17 protein-coding genes and 1 tRNA gene are annotated in these 21,975 nt (G+C 69.7%); 9 read left to right on the plus strand and 9 right to left on the minus strand.

What is annotated here, in order from left to right:
* Positions 1-22 precede the first annotated feature (22 nt).
* The 6 genes from AB0Q90_RS08095 to AB0Q90_RS08120 all read left to right on the plus strand — a co-directional run bounded on the left by AB0Q90_RS08095 (position 23) and on the right by AB0Q90_RS08120 (position 7,402).
* Positions 23-913 (plus strand): AraC family transcriptional regulator, encoded by an 891-nt coding sequence (locus AB0Q90_RS08095; RefSeq protein WP_363158180.1) that lies wholly within the window; start codon positions 23-25, stop codon positions 911-913.
* 11 nt (positions 914-924) lie between these two features.
* On the plus strand, positions 925-1,275 hold the full coding sequence (locus AB0Q90_RS08100; RefSeq protein ID WP_363158181.1) for a chorismate mutase: 351 nt from the start codon (positions 925-927) through the stop codon (positions 1,273-1,275).
* 141 nt (positions 1,276-1,416) lie between these two features.
* On the plus strand, positions 1,417-1,962 hold the full coding sequence (locus AB0Q90_RS08105) for a response regulator (RefSeq protein WP_363158182.1): 546 nt from the start codon (positions 1,417-1,419) through the stop codon (positions 1,960-1,962).
* A gap of 56 nt (positions 1,963-2,018) precedes the next feature.
* A complete protein-coding gene (pepN, locus tag AB0Q90_RS08110; RefSeq protein ID WP_363158183.1) occupies positions 2,019-4,505 on the plus strand; it encodes an aminopeptidase N in 2,487 nt (828 codons plus the stop codon).
* A gap of 108 nt (positions 4,506-4,613) precedes the next feature.
* Complete coding sequence (locus AB0Q90_RS08115; protein WP_363158184.1) at positions 4,614-5,996, plus strand: aminotransferase class V-fold PLP-dependent enzyme; 1,383 nt, start codon at positions 4,614-4,616, stop codon at positions 5,994-5,996.
* Positions 5,993-7,402: a SidA/IucD/PvdA family monooxygenase gene (locus tag AB0Q90_RS08120; RefSeq protein ID WP_363158185.1), complete on the plus strand. Its 1,410-nt coding sequence runs from the start codon at positions 5,993-5,995 to the stop codon at positions 7,400-7,402. Before AB0Q90_RS08115 ends, AB0Q90_RS08120 begins: the two co-directional genes overlap by 4 nt.
* A gap of 44 nt (positions 7,403-7,446) precedes the next feature.
* Here the strand turns inward: AB0Q90_RS08120 and AB0Q90_RS08125 are convergent, their stop codons facing one another.
* Positions 7,447-9,252 (minus strand): 5'-nucleotidase C-terminal domain-containing protein, encoded by a 1,806-nt coding sequence (locus AB0Q90_RS08125; protein ID WP_363158186.1) that lies wholly within the window; start codon positions 9,250-9,252, stop codon positions 7,447-7,449.
* A 200-nt stretch (positions 9,253-9,452) separates the two neighbouring features.
* Here AB0Q90_RS08125 and AB0Q90_RS08130 point away from each other — a divergent pair, with 200 nt between their 5' ends.
* Both AB0Q90_RS08130 and pyk read left to right on the plus strand, forming a co-directional pair.
* Positions 9,453-10,175, plus strand: a complete 723-nt coding sequence (locus tag AB0Q90_RS08130) for an SIMPL domain-containing protein (RefSeq protein ID WP_363158187.1) — start codon at positions 9,453-9,455, stop codon at positions 10,173-10,175.
* Positions 10,176-10,311: 136 nt separating this feature from the next.
* Complete coding sequence (pyk, locus tag AB0Q90_RS08135; RefSeq protein WP_363158188.1) at positions 10,312-11,748, plus strand: pyruvate kinase; 1,437 nt, start codon at positions 10,312-10,314, stop codon at positions 11,746-11,748.
* A gap of 65 nt (positions 11,749-11,813) precedes the next feature.
* Here pyk and AB0Q90_RS08140 read toward each other — a convergent pair.
* Positions 11,814-11,888 (minus strand) — tRNA-Leu (locus AB0Q90_RS08140).
* A gap of 99 nt (positions 11,889-11,987) precedes the next feature.
* Here AB0Q90_RS08140 and AB0Q90_RS08145 point away from each other — a divergent pair.
* Positions 11,988-12,644, plus strand: a complete 657-nt coding sequence (locus AB0Q90_RS08145) for a response regulator (RefSeq protein WP_363158189.1) — start codon at positions 11,988-11,990, stop codon at positions 12,642-12,644.
* Positions 12,645-12,713: 69 nt separating this feature from the next.
* Here the strand turns inward: AB0Q90_RS08145 and AB0Q90_RS08150 are convergent, their stop codons facing one another.
* The 7 genes from AB0Q90_RS08150 to AB0Q90_RS08180 all read right to left on the minus strand — a co-directional run bounded on the left by AB0Q90_RS08150 (position 12,714) and on the right by AB0Q90_RS08180 (position 21,899).
* Positions 12,714-13,430, minus strand: a complete 717-nt coding sequence (locus tag AB0Q90_RS08150) for an ABC transporter ATP-binding protein (RefSeq protein WP_363158190.1) — start codon at positions 13,428-13,430, stop codon at positions 12,714-12,716.
* Positions 13,427-14,299 carry an ABC transporter ATP-binding protein gene (locus AB0Q90_RS08155; RefSeq protein ID WP_363158191.1) on the minus strand — a complete coding sequence of 291 codons (873 nt, stop codon included), beginning with the start codon at positions 14,297-14,299 and terminating at the stop codon, positions 13,427-13,429. The genes AB0Q90_RS08150 and AB0Q90_RS08155 overlap by 4 nt, the downstream gene beginning before the upstream one ends.
* Before the next feature lie 5 nt (positions 14,300-14,304).
* Positions 14,305-16,134: a branched-chain amino acid ABC transporter permease gene (locus tag AB0Q90_RS08160; protein ID WP_363158192.1), complete on the minus strand. Its 1,830-nt coding sequence runs from the start codon at positions 16,132-16,134 to the stop codon at positions 14,305-14,307.
* Between the two features lie 5 nt (positions 16,135-16,139).
* Positions 16,140-17,069, minus strand: a complete 930-nt coding sequence (locus AB0Q90_RS08165; RefSeq protein ID WP_363158193.1) for a branched-chain amino acid ABC transporter permease — start codon at positions 17,067-17,069, stop codon at positions 16,140-16,142.
* Between the two features lie 114 nt (positions 17,070-17,183).
* Positions 17,184-18,398 (minus strand): branched-chain amino acid ABC transporter substrate-binding protein, encoded by a 1,215-nt coding sequence (locus AB0Q90_RS08170; RefSeq protein ID WP_363158320.1) that lies wholly within the window; start codon positions 18,396-18,398, stop codon positions 17,184-17,186.
* A gap of 688 nt (positions 18,399-19,086) precedes the next feature.
* Positions 19,087-19,575, minus strand: a complete 489-nt coding sequence (locus AB0Q90_RS08175) for a hotdog fold thioesterase (protein ID WP_363158194.1) — start codon at positions 19,573-19,575, stop codon at positions 19,087-19,089.
* Positions 19,576-19,619: 44 nt separating this feature from the next.
* The gene (locus AB0Q90_RS08180; RefSeq protein WP_363158195.1) at positions 19,620-21,899 is read right to left on the minus strand and encodes an FdhF/YdeP family oxidoreductase; all 2,280 of its coding nucleotides are present in this window, start codon (positions 21,897-21,899) and stop codon (positions 19,620-19,622) included.
* Positions 21,900-21,975: the final 76 nt, after the last annotated feature.

Here is a 21,975-nt window from a genome sequence, read left to right on the forward strand (position 1 = left end):
GGACGAGCGGGAAGGAGTGCGTGTGTACCGCACCTGGATGCGCTTCCTCACGCCCGGCCCCGCCCACCACCGCCTGGGCCTGGTCTGCCTCGGCGTCGGCCTCCAGTACGGCGCCCTGCCCACCGTCGGCCCCCGCACCCTCGACCACCACGTCGCCGTCGTCGTCAGCAGCGGCGGCGGCTGGTACCTGAGCCCCGGCGGCCGCCGTACGACCGTCACCGCGCCCGCGCTGCTGTGGCTCACTCCCGGCGTCCCGCACCACTACGCGCCCGACCCCGGCACCGGCTGGGACGAGGGCTTCGTCGACTTCGCCGGGCCCGCGACGGCCACGTACACCGAACTCGGCTACATCGAACCCGACCGGCCCGTGGTGCCCCTCTCGGACGCCTCCGGCCCGCGCGGCGTGATCGGCAGGATCGCCCGCGCCGCCCGCCGCGACAACCCCCTGCTGGAGGTCGAGACCGGCGCCGCCGTCCACGAGCTCCTCGTCGCCCTGCGCCGCGCCCGCGCCGACCTCACCCCCGACGGCGATCAGGTACTCAAGGCCCTCGCCCGCGACGCCTGCACCCCGATGACGGTCGCCGAACACGCCGCCCGGCACGGCATGACCCCGGCCGAACTGCGCACCGCCGTCCGCCGCGGCGCCGGGTGCAGCCCCAAGGAGTACCTGCTCGGCATCCGCCTCGGCCGCGCCAAGGAACTCCTCGCCGCCACCGAACTGCCCGTCGCGGCCGTCGCCCGCCGCGTCGGATACGACGACCCCGCCTACTTCTCCCGCCTGTTCACCCGCCGCGTCGGCCTGGCCCCCGTGCGCTTCCGCGCCCAGCAGGGCCGCACCGTCCCCGGCGGCTGGAGCGACCGCGTCCCCGACCCCGCCGATCCTCCGAGGATCGAGCGACCCCACGCACCGTAGGGTTGTCCCCCATGACCACCAGCAACACCGGAACCGGTGACGTCGACCCCGCCGTCCGCGAGGAGCTCGCCCGGCTGCGCGACAGCATCGACAACATCGACGCGGCCGTCGTCCACATGCTCGCCGAGCGCTTCAAGTGCACCCAGCAGGTCGGCCACCTCAAGGCCGCCCACCAGCTGCCGCCCGCCGACCCGGCCCGCGAGGCGCGGCAGATCGACCGGCTGCGCACCCTCGCCGAGAACGCCAAGCTGGACCCGGCCTTCGCTGAGAAGTTCCTCAATTTCATCATCGCCGAAGTGATCCGGCACCACGAGAGCATCGCGGAGGATTCGGTCAACGGCTCTGCGCCCACGGCGAACTGACCTCCCGCAAGCCTTCCGAGGGCGTGACACCGGCGCCTGCGAGGGGCATGCTGCGCTGTGCACTCCTTGTCAGCCGACGGGCACACCCCGTCAGCGTCACGGACATAAGCTGGTTGTCCCATGCGGGAGGGACGTCGGGCCATGCCGTCGGATGCCAAGATCCTCATCGTCGACGACCATGAGGACACGCTGTACGCGCTGGAGAGCGCCCTGGCCCCGCTGGGCTACCAGCTGGGCCGCGCCACCACCGGGGACGAGGCGCTCAAGCAGGTGCTCCGCGGGCAGGTCGGTCTCCTGCTGCTCGACGTGCGCATGCCCGGCGTCAGCGGACTGGACGTCGTGCGCTACATGCGGCGCCTGGAACAGACCCAGCACATCCCGGTCGTCTTACTCACGGGCTTCGGCCCGGACCACGAACTGACCTCCACCGCCTTCGGACTCGGCGTCGCCGACCTCGTGATGAAGCCCATCGACCCCTGGGCGCTGCGCACCAAGGTCCGCTACCTGTACGACGCCCACCGGCGCCACCGCGCACTGGAGGAGGAGGTGCGCGAACTGCGCGCCCTGGTCAAGGACCACCCCGAGGCCGGCGAAGCCGACCCGCGCCGCGCCCTGCCCCACCCCGAGAGCCGCGTCCCGCCGCAGCGCGACACCGCCGGGCCCAAGCCGGCCCAGGACCGGACATAGGCCGCGTTCCGATCCGCCCCTGTGACTTGTCGGTGCCATCAGGCAGCATGTCCTCCATGTCCGTACTGACGCGCGACGAAGCGCAGATCCGAGCCCAGCTCCTCGACGTCCGCCGCTACACGATCGAACTCGATCTGACCACCGGGGACGAGACCTTCGACTCCCGTACCGTCATCCGGTTCGTCTCGCGCGCCGACGCGGACACCTTCGTCGAGGTCAAGCCGGCCGAACTGCGCTCCGTGACCCTGGACGGACAGCCCCTCGACCCGGAGACCCTGGACGAGAACCGGCTGCCCCTGAAGAACCTCACCGCCGGCGAGCACGAACTGCGCGTCGACGCGAGCATGCGCTACTCCCGCACCGGCGAGGGCATGCACCGCTTCACCGACCCCACCGACAGCGAGACGTACGTCTACACCCAGCTGTTCATGGAGGACGTCCAGCGCGTCTTCGCCGCCTTCGACCAGCCCGACCTCAAGGCCGTCTTCGACCTGTCGGTCAAGGCCCCCGAGGGCTGGACCGTCCTCGCCAACGGCATCACCGAGCACCTCGGCGAGGGCCGCTGGCAGGCCGCGCCCACCCCGCTGATCTCCACCTACCTGGTCGCCGTCGCCGCCGGCCCCTGGCACTCGGTGACCACCGAGCACCGCGGCCTGCCCTTCGGCATCCACTGCCGCCGCTCGCTGGCCGAGTACCTCGACGCCGACGCCGACGAACTCTTCGAGATCACCCGGCAGTGCTACGACCGCTACCACGAGAAGTTCACCGAGCCCTACCCCTTCGACTCCTACGACCAGGCGTTCGTCCCCGAGTTCAACGCCGGCGCCATGGAGAACCCGGGTCTGGTCACCTTCCGCGACGAGTTCGTCTACCGCTCCGCCGTCACCGACGCCGAGCGGCAGACCCGTGCCATGGTCATCGCCCACGAGATGGCCCACATGTGGTTCGGCGACCTCGTCACCCTGCGCTGGTGGGACGACATCTGGCTGAACGAGTCCTTCGCCGAGTACATGGGCTACCAGACCCTCACCGAGGCGACCCGCTTCACCGACACCTGGACCGACTTCGGAGTCATCCGCAAGGGCTGGGGCTACGACGCCGACCAGCGCCCGTCCACCCACCCCGTCGCCCCCGAGGCCGTCGACGACACCGCCTCCGCCATGCTCAACTTCGACGGCATCTCCTACGCCAAGGGCGCCTCCGCGCTGCGCCAACTCGTCGCCTGGCTCGGCGAGAAGGACTTCCTCGCGGGCATCAACACCCACTTCGCCCGCCACAGGTTCGCCAACGCCACGCTCGCCGACTTCATCGACTCCCTCGCCGCCAACACCGAACGCGACGTCCACGCCTGGGCCGACGCCTGGCTGCGCACCACCGGCGTCGACACCCTCACCCCGCGCGTCACGCCCGCCGACGACGGCACGTACACGCTCCAGGTCGAGCACGCCGGCAGCCGCCCGCACCGGATCGCCGTCGGCCTCTACGACCAGGACGTCGCCGACGAGGGCCGCCATCTCGTGCTGCGCGAGCGCCTCGACCTCGACGTCCCGCAGACCGTCGCCCAGCCCGTCGGCAAGCGCCCGGCGCTGCTCCTGCTCAACGACGGCGACCTCACGTACGCCAAGGTCCGCTTCGACCCCGAGTCCTTCGAGGCCGTCCGGGCGAACCTGTCCGGGCTGCCCGAGCCGCTGACCCGCGCGGTCGTCTGGAACGCCCTCAGGGACGCCGTCCGCGACGGCGAACTCCCCGCCACGGCCTACCTGGAGACCGCCCGCGCCCACCTCCCGCACGAGACGGACCTGGCCCTGGTCCAGGGCGTCCTTGCCTTCGCCTCGGTCCAGATCGCCGACCGCTACCTCACCCCCGAGGAGCGCCCGGCGGCCCTGGCCACCCTCTCCTCCCTGTGCCGCGACCTCATCCGCCGCACCGAGGACGGCGACCACCCCGGCCGGCGCCTGATCGCCGTACGCCACTTCATCGACGTCGCCGCACACCCCGAGCCCATCGCGGCCTGGCTCGCCGACGGCACCGTGCCCGGCGGGCCGGAGCTCGACCCCGAGCTGCGCTGGCGCGTGCTGTCCCGGCTGGCCGTCCTCGGCGCCACCGACGAGGCGGCCATCGCCGCCGAGCTGGAACGCGACCCGAGCGCCACCGGCCAGGAGGGCGCGGCCCGCTGCCGGGCGGCGCTGCCGGACGCGGAGTCGAAGGCACGGGCCTGGGAGTCGATGTTCGCCACGGACGACCTCTCCAACTACCTGCTCACCGCCACCGCCCAGGGCTTCTGGCAGCCGGAACAGGCCGACCTCGTACGGCAGTACGTGCCGCGCTTCTACGAGGACGCGGTCGCCGTCGCCGCCCGGCGGGGCCCCGCCATCGCCGAGGTCGTGGGCCGGTGGGCATTCCCGGCGTACGCGGTCGACGCGGAGGCGCTGAGCCTGGGCGAGGCCTGTCTGAGCGACGCGGAGCCGATTCCGGCGCTGCGCCGCAAGCTGGTCGACCAACTGGACGACCTGGCACGGGCGTTGCGGGTACGGCAGGCGTAGTCGCCCTGTTGTGGAGGGGGCGGGCGACCGCCCCCTCCATACCCCTTTCGGGTTCCGATCACCGGGCTTTTCGGACACGCCGCCCCATCGGCGTACAAGCTGAACCTCATGAGCACGCCGCCCCTCGCCTCCGGCCCCGAAGGCCCGCACGCCCTCAGGCCGTTGCTCGACACGGCCCTCGACGCCCTGAGGGACGGCACGCGAGCCCGCGGCGGCCCCCTGCCCGCGGGAGGCCCGGACGAGGTCGCCGCCCGGGTACGCGCCGCGGTGGGCGAGATCCTGCCGCAGGAGGGCACCCCGGACGCCCTCTACACCGTCGTACGAACCCTGACGGAAACCTCGGCGGACCCGGCGATCCCTCTGTGTGCGGCCCACCTCCACTGCCCACCCCTCGCGGTGGCCACCGCGGCCGACCTCGCCGCAAGCACCCTGAACCCTTCCCTGGACTCCTGGGACCAGGCCCCCGGCGCATCAGAACTGGAACACCTGGTAACCCGGGCCCTCGCAAGGGAGGTCTACGGCGCGGAGCACGCCGACGCCCCGCCCGGCGCCCCCGACTGCCTGGTGACAACCGGCGGCACCGAGTCCAATCAGCTCGCCCTGCTTCTCGCCCGCGAGGCTCACCCCGGTATCCGCCTCGTCTGCGGGGCCAACGCTCATCACTCGCTGCCCCGGACCGCCTGGCTGCTCGGGCTGCCCGAGCCCGTTGTCGTGCCGGCGCCCGCCGGCACGCTCGACCCCGCCGCGCTCGACGAGGCGCTCACCCGTCTCCGCGGCCCGCACATCGTCGCCGCCACCGCCGGTACCACCGACGCAGGGCTCATCGACCCGCTCCCCGAGATCGCCGGCCTGTGCGCGGCGCACGGTGCCCGTCTGCACGTCGACGCGGCCTACGGCGGTCCGCTGCTGTTCAGCGACCGGTACCGTGACGAGCTCGCCGGGCTCGATGCCGCCGACACCGTCACCCTGGATCTGCACAAGCTCGGCTGGCAGCCGGTGGCCGCGGGGCTGCTCGCCGTCCGGGACGGCCGGGACCTCGCCGCCCTCCACCACCACGCCGAGTACCTCAACGCCGACGACGACACCGAGGCCGGTCTGCCCGACCTCCTCGGGCGGTCCCTGCGCACCACGCGCCGCCCGGACATCCTCAAGATCGCGGTCACACTGAAGACCCTCGGCCGCGCCGGCCTCGGACGGCTCGTCGACCAAGTCTGCGACCTGGCCCGCGAGTTCGCCGACCTCGTCGCCGAAAGCCCCGCCTTCGAACTCTACGACCGGCCCACCATCAGCACGGTCGTCTTCCGCCCCGCCGTGACGGACGACGCCGTGGCCGCCGTACGCCGAACGCTCCTCACCGACGGGCGTGCCGTCCTCGGCCGGGCCCGGCTCGACGGGCGGCTCTGGCTCAAGGTCACCCTCCTCAACCCCCACACCCGGCCCGACGACCTGGCCGCGCTCCTGAAACTCGTGGAAGGAACCACCCCCCGATGAGCCCCACCACCGACACCCCCCGCGACCTGGTCGGCATCGGCATCGGCCCGTTCAACCTCTCCCTCGCCGCCCTCGCCCACCCCCTCGCCGAACTCGACACCGTCTTCTACGAACAGCGCCCCGCCTTCGACTGGCACCCCGGCCTGCTCATCGACGGCGCCCGCATCCAAGTCCCGTTCCTCGCCGACCTGGTGACCCTCGCCGACCCCGCCAGCCCCTGGACCTTCCTCAACTACCTGAAGGCCCGCGACCGCCTCTTCCCCTTCTACTTCGCCGAGCGCTTCCACATCCAGCGCGCCGAGTACGACGCCTACTGCCGCTGGGTCTCCGAGAACCTGCCCGCCCTGCACTTCCGCCACCAGGTCGACGCCGTCCGCTTCAACCCCGAACGGGACGTGTTCGAGGTCGACTTCACCCAGCTCGACACCGACGACGAGGCCGAGGCCCTGGGCCGTACGTACACGCGGAACATCGTCCTGGGCATCGGCACCGAGCCCTACGTCCCCGACCCGCTCAAGCCGCTCGTCGAGGCGCCCGCCGTCCCGGTGTTCCACGCCGCCGACTACCTCGACCACCGCGCGGCACTCCTCGCCGCCGAGCACGTCACCGTCGTCGGCTCCGGACAGTCCGGCGCCGAGGTCTTCCTCGACCTGCTCCGGGGCCGCCCCGCCGGCCGCGAGCGGCTGCACTGGATCGGCCGCAGCGAGGCCTTCGCGCCCATGGAGTACTCCAAACTCGGCCTGGAGCACTTCACCCCCGACTACACCCGCTACTTCCACGCCCTCGCCGAACCCGTCCGGGACCGGCTCGTCACCGCCCAGTGGCAGCTCCACAAGGGCATCGACGCCGACACGATCGCCACCATCCACGACGAGCTGTACCGCCGCACCCTGTACGGCGGCTGGCCCGACGCCGTCCTCACCCCCGGCGTACGCGTCCGCACGGCCGGCCGGGTCGCGACCACCAAGGTGGAACTCCACCTGGAGCACGTCGAACAGGGCACCCGCTCCCGCCTCACCACCGACGCGGTCGTCCTCGCCACCGGCTACCGCGAACGCCCCCTCGACCGCATCCTCGCCGGGCTCGACCCCTACATGCGCCGCGACAGCCGTGAACGCCCGCGCGTGGACGAGCAGTTCCGCCTCGTTCTCGACCCGTCGGTCACCGGCTCCGGCTGCAACGTCTACGTACAGAACGCCGAACGCCACACCCACGGCGTCGGCACCCCCGACCTCGGCCTCGCCGCCTGGCGCAGCGCGACCGTCCTCAACACCCTGACGGGCAAGGAGACCTACCCGCTCCCCACCCGCACCGCCTTCACCACCTTCGGCCTGGAACAGCAGCAGCCGCAGATCCCGCCCGCACGTCAGGCACCCGCCCTCACCCCGCTCGTCGAAGGACGGTAGAGCGGACCCGGCACAACACCGACCGGATCCGCCCCGAGTCCGCTCTAGAAGACCGGCGTGCCGTTCCGCGTGAGCTTCCAGTCCACCGACGCGAAGTCCTTCGGGTCCAGCACGCCCTTGGCGGTGACCCACTCGGCGATCCGGGTGCGGATCTCCGTCGACTCCGCCCACAGCTCCTGCGCCGAGGCGACGTGCGGGAAGGCGCCGCCGCCGTTGGCACGGTAGTTGTTCACCGCGAACACGAACTGCTGGGCGTCGTCCAGCGCGGCACCGTTGTAGGCCAGGTTCTTGATCCGCGAACCCGCCGCCTGGGCGATGTCGATGTCGTACGAAAGCCCCGACACGTAGTCGTAGTTGTAGTCCGGACGGCTGTTGGCGTTCGTCAGCTTGTCCACCTCGACGGCCGCGTCCGGCGCCGTCTGCACGAAGTACTCCGCGGAGTACTCCAGGTACGCCTTGAGCTGCGCGCCCGTCATCAACTTGGCGACCAGCGTGTTGTCGTAGACGTACAGGCTCGACAGGTCCCGGATGGTCACGTCGCCGGCCGGGATCTCCGAGGTGCGCGAGAACGGCGAGGCCTGCGCGATCACCGGCAGCGCGGCGTACTCCGTGCCCGCCAGCGCCGCCTTGACGACGTCCTCCTGGACCTTGGTGATCAGGTCGATGATCGGGGCGTCCTTGTAACGGGCCTCGACCGTCGTCAGGGTCTCGGTGGCGGTGCCGACGACCTGGTTGACGTACGCCACGACGAGGTCGTGCTCGTCCTGGAGCAGCTTGGTGATCTCCGGGTCGTCGGCGACCGTCTTCGAGTCCCGGACCGTCGCCGCGACCGACTCGACCGTCCAGCGGCCCTTGGTGAAGACCAGCTCGATGTCGAAGAGCGACAGGCGCTGCGCGTAGCACAGCGGCTCCGAGAGGATCACGGTCTTGCCGGTCTTCTCGTTGGTCACCTTCAGCTCGGCGATCTCCGTGTGCGCGTGGCCCACCAGGATCGCGTCGATCCCCGGCACCTGCTGCGCCACCAGCGCCGCCGAGTTCTCGATGTACGGCAGCTGGTCGCCGTAGGAGGAGGTGCCGGAGGAGCCGGAGTGTGCCGATACGACGACCACGTCCGCGCCCATCGAGCGCAGCTTGGGCACCCACTTCGCCGCCTGCTCCTCCAGGCCGGGGAAGGTCATCCTGCCCTGCACGTACGCCTTGTCCCAGATCGCGATGCCCGGGTTGGTGAGGCCGAGGACGGCGACCTTGACCGGCGGGGCGCCCTTCACATGGAACTTCTTGATGAAGTAGGGCGGGAAAGCCGGCTTCAGCGTCTTCGCGTCCAGCGCGTTGGCGCCGAGCAGCGGGAAGTCGCACTGCTCCTCGAACTTGCGCAGCGTCTCGATGCCGTAGTTGAACTCGTGGTTGCCGAGGGCCACCGCGTCGTAGCCGATGGCGTTCATCGCCTGCGCCATGGGGTGGACCGGCCCGCCCGGGGCGGTGATCGGGTCGACCTTCGCGTAGTAGTACGTCAGCGGGGTGCCCTGGATCGTGTCACCGGCGTCGATGAGCAGGGTGTTGTGCCGGCCCTTCTCCTCGCGGACCTGGTCGACGAGGGTCGAGACACGGGCCAGACCCTTGGCGTTGCCCTTGGCGTCGGCGTAGTCCGCGTTCTTGAAGTAGTCCCAGTTGAAGATGTTGCCGTGCAGGTCGGTCGTGCCCATCACCGTCAGGGAGTACCGCTTGGGCGGCTTCGGGCCCTTCTTCGTCTCCGCGGCCTCGGCTGCCGGAGCCGCCGCCGCGCCGGCCAGCGCGACCCCCGCTCCGGTCACGGCGGACTTCTTCAGGAACTTCCGACGGTTGAGGGGCATGTCCGGTGTTCTCCTCGGGGAGGGCAGTGATGGCGACGCGCGTAGATTCAGTCACGTCTGACGCGCGTAGATCCGTAGATTCTGACCCGTGCATGGCGAGCGGCAATAGGTCTGCGAGGTTGCGATCTGGTGACCGAAGCTGCGAGTTGGCGCATTCCGGCCGGGTCCACAACCAGGCAAGAAGTGACACAGTGGGGCGTATGGCCACTCCTGAAGGATCAGCAGCTCCCGAGTCCGCCCTCCCCTACGGCACCCCGGACGCCCCGCGCATCGCCGTCCGCGGCGAGGCCCATCTGGAGGTCGACCCCGAGATCGGCCGGATCGGCGTCACCGTCGCCTCCCGCGGCAAGGACCGCCGCTCCGCCCTGGAGGACCTCACCCGCCGCAACGCCACCGCCCTCGACCTGGTCAAGTCCTACGGGGAAGCGGTGGAGCGGCTGGAGACCGGCGCCTTCTCCGTCCGGCCGGAACTGACCAAGCACGGCCGCGGCGAACGCATCCGTACCTACCACGGCACCGTCCATCTCACCGCCGAACTCACCGACTTCACGGCCCTGGGCGAACTCGCCACGCGACTCGCCGACTTGGAGCTCACCCGGGTCGACGGCCCCTGGTGGGACCTGCGCCCCGACTCGCCCGCCCACCGCCGCGCCCGTGAGCAGGCCGTCCGCGAGGCCGTCCAGCGGGCCCGCGAGTACGCCGAGGCGCTCGGCACCTCACTGGCCGCCCTGGTGGAACTCGCCGACATCGGCGCCGAGGGCGGCGGAAACCACCCGATGAGCGCCGCGGGACGCATGCGCACCCTCGCCTTCGCGGAGGCCGCCGAGGACACGGCGGTGGCCGCGCTCGACCTCGAACCGGAGCGTCAGCACATCTATGCGCAGGTCAATGCCCGATTCACCATGTGGCCCCCGCAGTTGTAGGGCAATTCTCCGGAATTCGCTCATCGGAGCGCCCCGGCGCACAATTCAACACTTGTCAATAGCCCTTCACGCAAAGGTTGTTGAGTAGTCATGCGCGGCCAATTCGCTACCGACCGGTAAGGCCTAGGCTCGAAACATGCGCCGAGCAAAGATCGTTTGTACCCTGGGGCCCGCCACCGACTCGTACGACCAGATCAAGGAACTGGTCGCAGCCGGAATGGACGTCGCCCGATTCAACCTCAGCCACGGCGGATACGCCGAACACGAGGAGCGCTACCAGCGCGTGCGAAAGGCCTCCGACGAGTCCGGCCGCAGCGTCGGCGCCCTCGCCGACCTTCAAGGCCCGAAGATCCGCCTCGGCCGCTTCACCGAAGGACCCGTACTCCTTGAACGCGGCGACACCTTCACCATCACCGTGGAGGAAGGCGCCGAGGGCGACCGCGAGAGCTGCGGAACCACCTACGCCGGCCTCGCCGCCGACGTCACCCCGGGCGAGCGCATCCTCGTCGACGACGGCAAGGTCTGCCTGGAGGTCACGGCCGTCGACGGCCCCCGCGTCCGCACCACCGTCGTCGAGGGCGGCATGGTCTCCGACAACAAGGGCCTGAACCTCCCCGGCGTCGCCGTCTCCGTCCCCGCCCTCTCCGAGAAGGACGAGGCGGACCTGCGCTGGGCGCTGCGCACGGGCTTCGACGTCATCGCACTGTCCTTCGTCCGCTCCGGCCGCGACATCGAGGACGTCCACCGCATCATGGACGAGGAGGGCCGGCGCCTCCCCGTCATCGCGAAGGTCGAGAAGCCGCAGGCCGTCGAGAACATCGACGACATCGTGGCCGCCTTCGACGGCATCATGGTCGCCCGCGGCGACCTCGGCGTCGAAATGCCCCTGGAGCAGGTCCCGATCGTCCAGAAGCGCGCGATCAAACTGGCCAAGCGCAACGCCAAGCCCGTCATCGTCGCCACCCAGATGCTCGACTCGATGATCGACAACTCCCGCCCGACCAGGGCGGAGGCGAGCGACGTCGCGAACGCGGTCATCGACGGCACGGACGCGGTGATGCTGTCCGGCGAGACGAGCGTCGGCAAGTACGCCATCGAGACCGTTCGCACGATGGCGAAGATCGTGGAAGCGGCCGAGGAGGACCTCCTGGCCAAGGGCCTCCCGCCCCTGACGGAACGCAACAAGCCTCGTACACAGGGCGGCGCGGTCGCTCGCGCGGCAGCAGAAATGGGCGACTTCCTCGGCGCCAAGTTCCTGGTCGCCTTCACCCAGTCCGGCGACACGGCCCGCCGCCTCTCCCGCTACCGCTCCCCGATCCCACTGCTGGCGTTCACCCCGGAACCCGCCACGCGTTCCCAGTTGAATCTGAGCTGGGGTGTGGAGACGTTTCTCGGTCCGCGCGTGGAATCCACGGACGCGATGGTGAATCAGGTCGACGAACTCCTGCTGAAGTACGGCCGCTGCCAAAAGGGCGACACCGTGGTCATCACCGCGGGCTCGCCTCCCGGAGTCGCCGGCTCCACGAACATGGTGCGGGTGCATCACATCGGCGAGGACGACAGCCCGAAGTAGAAAAGCGAAGGGCCCCTCTCACCGGAGGGGCCCATAAAATACCGACCTTGGAATCCAAGGAAAAGTGCCCCGGGTCGGACTCGAACCGACACTGTACGGGTTTTGAATCCGTTGCCTGCTGCCAATTGGGCTACCGGGGCTCGAAGAATCAAAGGTTTCCCCCGACCCTCCGCGCGTCCACCATACCGTAGCTAGGTAGGCTCTTGGGAGCAGCACCCCTGCCCTAACGAGGAGCCTTCGTGACCGCCCCCGAGTCGCCCCAGCCCGTAGACGCGCCCGACGACGACAAGTCGCACGTGCCTCCGCTGACGACCCGTGTCGTCATTGCCGAGGACGAGGCGTTGATCCGGCTCGACCTCAAAGAGATGCTCGAAGAAGAGGGGTACACCGTCGTCGGCGAGGCCGGTGACGGAGAGCAGGCCATCGAGCTGGCCCGTGAGCACAAGCCGGACCTTGTCATCCTCGATGTGAAGATGCCCAAGATGGACGGCATCTCCGCGGCCGAGAAGATCGCCGAGGAGAGCATCGCCCCCGTGCTCATGCTCACCGCCTTCTCGCAGCGCGACCTCGTTGAGCGGGCCCGTGACGCCGGTGCCATGGCGTATCTGGTGAAGCCGTTCAGCAAGAGCGACGTCGTCCCGGCGATCGAGATGGCCGTCTCCCGCTTCACCGAGTTGAAGGAGCTGGAGCGGGAGGTCGCCGACCTCACCCAGCGCCTGGAGACGCGGAAGCTGGTGGACCGCGCCAAGTCCATTCTTCAGACCGAGTACGGGCTGACCGAGCCGGCCGCGTTCCGGTGGATTCAGAAGACCTCGATGGACCGCCGGATGTCCATGCAGCAGGTCGCCGAGGCCGTCATCCTGGACGCCGACGAGAAGAAGGCCGCCAAGGGCTGACGTCCGGCAGCAAGCACAGAGGCCCGCGTCCCCTGCGAACAGGGGGCGCGGGCCTCGTCGTACGAGCGGTCAGTCCTCGCCCAGGTAGGCCTTCCGCACGGACTCGTCGTGCAGCAGGTCCTGGCCGGAGCCGGAGAGGACGATCTTGCCGACCTCCATGACATGGCCGTGGTCGGCCAGGGACAGAGCCGCCTGGGCGTTCTGCTCGATGAGCAGGATGGTGGTGCCCTGGGACTTCAGCTCCTGGATGGTCGCCATGATCTTCTGCATCATGATCGGGGAGAGGCCCATCGAGGGCTCGTCGAGCATGAGCAGCTTCGGGCGGGACATCAGCGCCCTGCCCATGGCGAGCATCTGCTGCTCACCGCCGGAGAGGGTGCCCGCGGCCTGCCGGCGCCGCTCCCCGAGGATCGGGAAGAGGTCGTAGGCGCGCTGGATGTCCTTCTCGATGCCCTCCTTGTCGGTGCGCAGGAACGCGCCGAGCCGGAGGTTGTCCTCGATCGTCATGCGGGGGAAGATGTGCCGGCCCTCGGGGGAGTGGGCCAGACCCAGCGAGACGATCTTGTGGGCGGGGATCTTGTTCAGCGACTTGCCGTCGAACTTGATCTGCCCGGACAGCGGCTGGAGAAGGCCGGACAGGGTCCGCAGGGTCGTGGTCTTCCCGGCGCCGTTGGTGCCGATGAGGGTGACGACCTCGCCCGCCTCGACCTTGAACGAGATGCCCTTGACCGCCTCGATCTTGCCGTAGGCGACCCTCAGGTCCTCGACCTCAAGCAGTGCGGTCACTGCTCGTCTCCTTCCGTGGTGCTGTGCGCCTCGGCCGCCTCGGCCGCCTCGACCTCCGCGTCCTCCTCCGCGCCCGGCGCGCCCTCGAAGGGCGTGCCGAGATAGGCGGCGATGACGCGCTCGTCGGCCTGGACGACCTCGGCGGGCCCCTCGACGATCTTCTCGCCCTGGACGAGCACGGCGACCCGGTCGCAGAGGTTCATGATGAACCGGATGTCGTGCTCGATGACGAGGACGGCGATGCCCTTGTCCCGGATGGCGAAGATGAGATCCTCGGCCGCCCGGGTCTCCTGCGGGTTCATGCCGGCGGTGGGCTCGTCGAGGAGGAGCAGACCGGGCTCGCTCGCGAGTGCCCGGGCGATCTCCAGCTTGCGCTGCTCGCCGTAGGGCAGGTTGCGGGCGAGGTGGTCGGCCTTGGCGGCCAGGCCGGTGAACTCCAGGAGTTCCATGGCCCGTTCCCGGGAGGCCGCTTCGGCCTTGTGGAAGCCGGGCAGGCGCAGCAGCGCCGACCAGAGGCCTTCGTTGGTCCGGGTGTGCCGCCCGACCAGCACGTTCTCCAGAACGGTCATGTTGGCGAAGAGCCGGATGTTCTGGAAGGTGCGGGCGATGCCGGCCTGGGTGACCAGGTGCGGCTTGGGCGGGAGCACGGTGCCCTTGTAGGAGACGGTGCCCTCGGTCGGCACGTACAGGCCGGTGAGGCAGTTGAAGAACGTGGTCTTGCCGGCGCCGTTGGGGCCGATCAGTCCCACGATCTCGCCGCTGTTCACGGTGAGGTCGACGGAGCGTACGGCCGTGAGGCCGCCGAACCGCATGGTCACACCGGTGGCGTCGAGCACCGTCGTGGTGGTGGCGGTAGTGGTGGTGGTCATCTCGCTCACGCCCCTGCCTTGGCGACGCCGGTGGCACCTTCGGGCAGTTCGGCGCCCTCGGGTACGTCGAGCTGTCCGGTTTCGTGGAACTCCAGCTGCTTCCTGCGGTCGGCGACCAGACCCTCGGGCCTAAAGCGCATCAGGAGCATCAGGGCGAAGCCGAACAGGAGCAGCTGGTACTCGGCCATGAACTGGAGCTTGGCCGGGATCAGGTAGAGCAGCGCGGCGCCGATGAGCGGACCGCTGATGGTGCCCATGCCGCCGAGGATCACCGCGGCGAGCAGGAAGGCCGAGTTCGGCGGCACGGAGCCGGCGAACTGGTACTGCTCGGGGGTGACGCTGTACGACACATGCGCCTGGACGGTGCCGGCGAGGCCGGCGAGCGAGGCGCCGAGGGCGAACGCGAGGAGCTTGAGGCGGAAGCCGTTGATGCCCATGGCGGTGGCGGCGGTCTCGTCCTCGCGGATGGCGACCCAGGCGCGGCCGATGCGGGATTCCGCGGAGCGGCGGAAGACCATCACGACGATCGCCGTGAACAGCAGCATCAGCAGGTAGTAGTTGCCGGAGCGGGTCAGCTCGTGGCCCAGGACCGTGTGCGACAGGCCCAGGTTGAAGCCGAAGATCTCCAGGTCGGGGATGTTCGGGATGCCGTTGGAGCCGTTGGTGACGTCCGGACCGCTGTTGCCGTTCAGGTTGTTCATGGTGATGCGGAAGATCTCACCGAAACCGAGCGTCACGATGGCGAGGTAGTCGCCGCGCAGTCGCAGGGTCGGGGCACCGATCACCACGCCGAAGATCAGCGAGGCGGCGGCACCGGTGAGAACGGCCGCCCAGAACGGGAACTGGACGCCGATGGTCGACTGCGGGGAGCCGGAGACCAGGGCGGCGGCGTAGGCGCCGACGCCGAGGAAGGCGACGTAGCCGAGGTCGAGGAGGCCGGCGAGGCCGACGACCACGTTGAGGCCCAGGGCGACCGTGGCGAAGATCAGGATGTTCGCGCCGATGAGGGCGAACTGGTCGTTGCTCTGGGTGAAGGGGAAGCAGATCGCCGCGACGAACGCCGCCGTGAGGGTGACGTTGCGGTGCTTGGCGGTCAGGTGCGAGAGCCGCTTGAGCAGCCCCGCGCGGTTGACGGCGGTGAAGCCGAACCCGGTGACGATCAGGAAGCCGATGAACAGCTCCGAGTCCTCGGTGCCGATGCCGTACGCGAAGACGTACATACCGACGCCGAAGCCCGCGGCGATGACCAGGATCTCCGCCCAGGAGGGCAGTTCCTTGGCGCGGCCGGGGTCGGGCGCGGTGAACGAGTGGCGGATACGGCCCCACAGGTTCGGGTGCGGGTCGTCGGCGGCGTAGGGCTGGTCGACCGGGAGGCCGAGGGCGCCGATCACGGCGACGAGCGCGCCGATGCCGGAGACCCAGGCGCCGGGTTCGAGGTTGACCAGGCCGCCGAGCTGGTCGCTGATCGCGCCCATGGTGTAGCCGGTGGTGCCGAGGACACCGAGCGCGCTGAGCAGGACGGGGCTGTTGGTGCCGCCGGGGGTGAGCCAGCCGAGGCCCCGGATGCCGTAGCCGGAGAGCGTGAACAGCAGCGTCAGGAGTGCTCCCACGAGCGTGAGCACCTGAAGGCCGCCGGGGTAGCCGGTGACGGTGAGGTCGCCGGGGAACTCGTCCGTCCATGTCCAGGCCATGAACGTGCCGGCGAGGGCGACGACGGAGCCGAGGACCGTGGTGGCGCGTGCCGCGGCGGGCGGCAGCGGGACGACCGGGGTGGCCGGCACGGGGGACACCTTGCCGGTGCCCGCGGTGTTGTCGGTGGAGGTGTTGGTCGTCATGGGTATCACGCCCGATCCGCGACGCGTTCGCCGAGCAGGCCTTGTGGCCTGAACAGCAGGACGAGGATGAGCAGGGCGAATGCCCATACGTCCTTCCAGGCGCCGCCGCCGAAGAGTTCCATGCCGGGGATGTCGCCGATGTAGCCGGTGGCGAGGGATTCGGCGAGGCCGAGGACGATGCCGCCGAGCATGGCGCCGTAGATGTTGCCGATGCCGCCGAGGACGGCGGCGGTGAAGGCCTTGAGGCCCATCAGGAAGCCCATGCGGAAGCCGACCTGGCCGTTCTTCAGGCCGTAGGCGACCGCGGCGATCGCGGCGAACGCGGCACCGATGGCGAAGGCCATGACGATGATGCGGTCGGTGTTGATGCCCATGAGCTTGGCGGTGTCGGGGTCCTGGGCCGTGGCCTGCATGCCGCGGCCGGAGCGGGTCTTCGTGACGAAGACGCCGAGGGCGACCATGCACAGCGGGGCGGCTATCAGGACGAAGAGGTCACCGCGCTGGATGGTGGCGCCGAGGACGTCGAAGGGCTCGCCGCTGAACTGGGGGAAGGAGCGGTCCTTCTTGGCGTCCGGGTACCACATCCATACGGCCTGCTGGAGGACGATGGACAGGCCGATCGCGGTGATGAGGGGTGCGAGTCGTGGCGCGCTGCGCAGTGGCCGGTAGGCGAAGCGTTCCGCCGCGGTGCCGACGGCGACCGAGACGAGGATGCCGCCGAGGATCATGAGGGGGACGGCCGCGCCGAGGGCGAAGCCTTCGGGGAGTACGAGCCACACGGTCAGGGCCCCGAAGCCCCCGACCATGAAGATCTCGCCGTGGGCGAAGTTGATGAGCTGGACGATGCCGTAGACCATCGTGTAGCCGATCGCGATGAGTCCGTACATCGCGCCGAGGATGAGTCCATTGGCCAGCTGTTGCGGCAGTTCGTTCACCGCAGGGCCTCCGTGGGAGTGGTTCGGATATGGCGCCGCGCGGGAGCGCTGGTGGGCGCTACCCGCGCGGCCTGGATCAATGTGTGAGGGGAGTCGTCCCTATCCGTCCTTTGTTCAGCCCACCTTGGGGGTGCCGCTGTACGCCGGAGCCCACGCGTTGTTCTCGATCTTGTAGGCGGTCATCGTGTGGTTCGTGGTGTCACCGAACTCGTCGAAGGAGATCTGGCCGGTGACGCCGTCGAACTTGATCTTGCTCATGGCGTCCAGGACCGCCTTGCGGCCGTCGGACGGGAGCTCGCCGTCGTTGCCCTCGACCGCCGTCTTGACGGCCTCGATGATCGACCAGGTGGCGTCGTAGGTGAGGCCGCCGTACACCTGGTACGGGTCCTCGTAGCCCGCCGCCTCGTAGTCCGCGATGAACTTCTTGGCGGAGTCGAGCTTCTCGACCGGCTCACCGACGGAGGTACCGAGGTCGCCCGCGGCCTTCTTGTTGAGCTCGGGGTAGTCGGTGGAGACGATGCCGTCGCCGCCCATGAGCGGGATGTTCTGGCCGCTGTCCTTGAGCTGCTGGCTCAGGGGCGCGGCGGCCGGGTACTCGCCGCCGTAGTAGAGGGCCTTGGCGCCGGTCTTCTTGATCTTGGCGACGACCGAGTTGAAGTCGCGGTCCTCGGGGTTGACGTGGTCGCTGCCGACGATCTTGCCACCGAGCTTGGTGAAGTTCGTCTTGAAGGAGGCGGCCAGGCCCGCGCCGTAGGTCTTCTGGTCGTCGATCAGGTAGACCTTGTCGATCTTGGCCTGGTTGAAGAGGTAGTCCGCGGCGAAGGCGCCCTGGATCTCGTCCGTGGTGGCCGTACGGAAGAAGGTCTTGAACGGCCGGACCGAGTTGCCGGCCGCCCAGTCGTCGCCCTGGGTCAGCTCGGTACCCGTGTTGGCCGGCGAGACCTGGGTCAGACCGGCGTCGTTGAACGGCTTCTGCATCTGCTGCGAGACGCTGGAGTTCAGCGGGCCGACGACGCCGAGGACGTCCTTGTTGCTGATGAACTTCTGGGCGTTCGCCTGGCCGACGGAGGGCTGGGCCTGGTCGTCCAGAGCCTCGATCTTGAACTCGACGCCCTCGACGTACTCCTCCTTGTTGGCCGTCTTCACGGCGAGGTCGGCGGAGTTCTTGATGCCCAGGCCGAGCGCGGACAGGTCGCCGGTCAGCGGGGCGTCGACGCCGATCACAACAGTGGTCTTGTCGCCGCTGCTGCTTTTGCCGTCGTCGTCACGCGACCCGCAGGCAGTGAGTGTCAGCGATCCCGCCGCGAGGGCGGCAGTGATTGCGATGATCGAACGTTGACGCACGAATCAGGTCCTTTCCCTGGCACGGCGGTTCCCGATGGAGCTCGCCGAGTCGAGCGCTGGGTCGAAATGACTTCGAGTCCGAAGGCGCGGTGACTGGGCGTGACTCTAAGCGCGGGTAGGGAAGGTGGAGGAGGGTCTGACCAAGGCTGTGACGCTCTTGTTATGACACGACGTAATGCAGAGCGGTACCCGGTGGGGGGATGCGCGGAATTCCAGCCGATTCGCCCTGTCCGCATTCTGAGAACTCGCAGGCTGCGCGCGGATGATTTCAGGAGTGTTCACGGCTTTGGTGATGACAGCGATATGTTGCCGCGGGCGACTTGAGTGGCCTCTGTGGCGTGTGTGGGCAGCGGTCGCCCGGGAGGGCGCCGGGAGTCCTGTATTGCGCATGTATTACGCAGAGTTACACCGGTGAAAGAGATTCCGGCGTTTGTCATCGCATTCGCGCATTCCATGACATGCGGGGTGCTCACGATCCGGAACCTGGGGCGCGGGGCGGGGGCGGGGACGGTGCGCCGGTGTCGCTCCGAGGCGTCCGGCGCCGTCAACCCGGCGGCCGACAGCGTCAGTTCGGCCACCGCCCCCGCCCGGAGGGCCTCTCCAAGTCCTCATGCCCCGACGCTATGTTGCCGGGGCCGGTGATTCAACGGCGGGGAAAGACAAGGGTGTTGACTCAGCGCGCGGCGCGCACGGCCTCCTCGTCGCCCGGCCGTACGTCCCGCAGCAGACAGGTCAGCCGCGCGGTGCACACCCGCCGCTCCTCCTCGTCGCTGATCACGATCTCGTACGTCGCCGTCGAGCGGCCCCGGTGCACCGGCGTCGCCACTCCGGTCACCAGGCCGGAACGCGCCCCGCGGTGATGCGTGCAGTTCAGGTCCACACCCACCGCGATCTTGGAGCTGCCGCCGTGCAGCATCGACCCCACCGATCCGAGCGTCTCGGCGAGCACCGCGGAGGCCCCGCCGTGCAGCAGGCCGTACGGCTGGGTGTTTCCCTCCACCGGCATCGTCCCGACGACCCGGTCCGCCGACGCCTCCAGGATCTGCACGCCCATCCGCGTGCCCAGATGCCCGGCCGAGAACAGCGCCGGCAGGTCGACGCCGAGTGCGGCGTACTCGTCGATGACCTCTTGCGGGAACTTCACCTGCTGCTGCTCGCCCATGGGGACCGGCTCCATTCGTCGGGATCAACCGACTGAGCAAACGCTCAGTCGGCCGCCGATTGTTCCAGACGCACGACGACGGACTTGCTGGCCGGGGTGTTACTGGTGTCCGCGGTGGCGTCCAGCGGCACCAGGACGTTGGTCTCGGGGTAGTAGGCGGCCGCGCAGCCCCGGGCCGTCGGGTAGTGCACGACCCGGAAGCCGGGGGCGCGGCGCTCGACGCCGTCGCTCCACTCGCTCACGAGGTCCACGTACGAGCCGTCGGCGACGCCCAGCCGCCGGGCGTCCTCCGGGTTGACCAGCACCACCCGGCGGCCGTTCCTGATGCCCCGGTAACGGTCGTCGAGTCCGTAGATCGTGGTGTTGTACTGGTCGTGCGAGCGCAGCGTCTGCAGCAGCAGCCGGCCCTCGGGCAGCCTCGGGTACTCCACCGGCGCCGCGGTGAAGTTGGCCTTGCCGGTGGCGGTCGGGAAGCGGCGCTCGTCGCGCGGGGCGTGCGGGAGGGCGAAGCCTCCGGGGTGGGCCACGCGCGCGTTGAAGTCCTCGAAGCCGGGGATCACGCGCGCGATACGGTCACGGACCGTCGCGTAGTCCTTCTCGAACTCCTCCCAGGGGGTGGCGCTGTTTTCGCCGAGCACGCGGCGCGCCATCCGGCACACGATCGCCGGCTCCGACAGCAGCTGCGGGCTCGCCGGCTCCAGCCGCCCGCGCGAGGCGTGCACCATGCCCATGGAGTCCTCGACGGTCACGAATTGCTCGCCGCTGCCCTGAAGATCGCGCTCGGTGCGGCCCAGCGTCGGCAGGACGAGCGCACGCGCGCCCGTGACCACGTGCGAACGGTTCAGCTTGGTCGACACGTGCACGGTCAGCCGGGCGCGGCGCATCGCCGCCTCGGTCACCTCCGTGTCGGGCGACGCCGACACGAAGTTGCCGCCCATCGCGAAGAACACCTTCGCCTCGCCGTCGCGCAGCGCCCGGATGGCCCGTACGACGTCGTAGCCGTGCTCGCGCGGCGGCGCGAAGCCGAACTCCTTCTCCAGGGCGTCCAGGAAGGCGGGCGCGGGCCGCTCGAAGATGCCCATCGTGCGGTCGCCCTGCACGTTGGAGTGGCCGCGCACCGGGCACACGCCCGCGCCCGGACGGCCGATGTTGCCGCGCAGCAGAAGGAAGTTGACCACCTCGCGGATGGTCGGGACGGAGTGCTTGTGCTGGGTGAGGCCCATCGCCCAGCACACGATCGTGCGCTCGGAGGCGAGGACCATGGCGAGGGCTTCCTCGATCTCCGCCCGGGTCAGACCGGTCGCGGTGAGGGTCTCGTCCCAGTCGGCGGCGCGCGCCTGGGCCGCGAACTCCTCGTAGCCGTGCGTGTGTGCGTCGACGAAGGCCTGGTCGACGGCGCCCTCGGTCTCCAGGATCAGCTTGTTCAGCAGCCGGAACAGCGCCTGGTCGCCGCCGATGCGGATCTGCAGGAACAGGTCGGTGAGCGCCGCGCCCTTGAGCATGCCCTGCGGGGTCTGCGGGTTCTTGAACCGCTCAAGGCCCGCCTCGGGCAGCGGGTTGACGCTGATCACCTTCGCGCCGTTGGCCTTGGCCTTCTCCAGGGCGGAGAGCATGCGCGGGTGGTTCGTGCCCGGGTTCTGCCCGGCGACGACGATCAGGTCGGCCTTGTAGAGGTCCTCCAGCAGGACGCTGCCCTTGCCGATGCCGATCGTCTCGTTCAGCGCCGAGCCCGAGGACTCGTGGCACATGTTCGAGCAGTCCGGCAGGTTGTTCGTGCCGAACTCGCGGGCGAACAGCTGGTAGAGGAACGCGGCCTCGTTGCTGGTGCGCCCGGACGTGTAGAACAGCGCCTCGTCCGGAGAGGCGAGGGCCGTCAGCTCCTCGGCGATGATGTCGAAGGCGCGCTCCCAGGTGACGGGCTCGTAGTGCTCGCCGCCCTCGGGCAGGTACATGGGGTGCGTGAGCCGCCCCTGCTGTCCGAGCCAGTAGCCGCTGCGGGTCGCGAGGTCGGCGACGGAGTGCGCGGCGAAGAACTCCGGGGTGACCCGGCGCAGGGTGGCCTCCTCCGCGACCGCCTTCGCGCCGTTCTCGCAGAACTCCGCGGCGTGCCGGTGATCCGGCTCCGGCCAGGCGCAGCCCGGGCAGTCGAAGCCGTCCTTCTGATTGACCCGCAGCAGGGTCAGCGCGGTGCGCTTCACGCCCATCTGCTGCTGTGCCATGCGCAGGGTGTGCCCAATGGCCGGCAGGCCCGCCGCCGCGTGCTTCGGCTCGGCAACCTGCGGCGCGTCCTGAACCGGGTCACCCTTGGGCGGCTTCGTTGCCATCGCACGCTCTCCCTTGCGACTGCGTATGTGAGGTACGTCTCCGATCCTCGCACGTGGCAGTGACAGCGGTGTGGCC

It is taken from the genome of Streptomyces sp. NPDC079141 (assembly GCF_040686775.1).
In the GTDB taxonomy this organism is placed as follows: domain Bacteria; phylum Actinomycetota; class Actinomycetes; order Streptomycetales; family Streptomycetaceae; genus Streptomyces.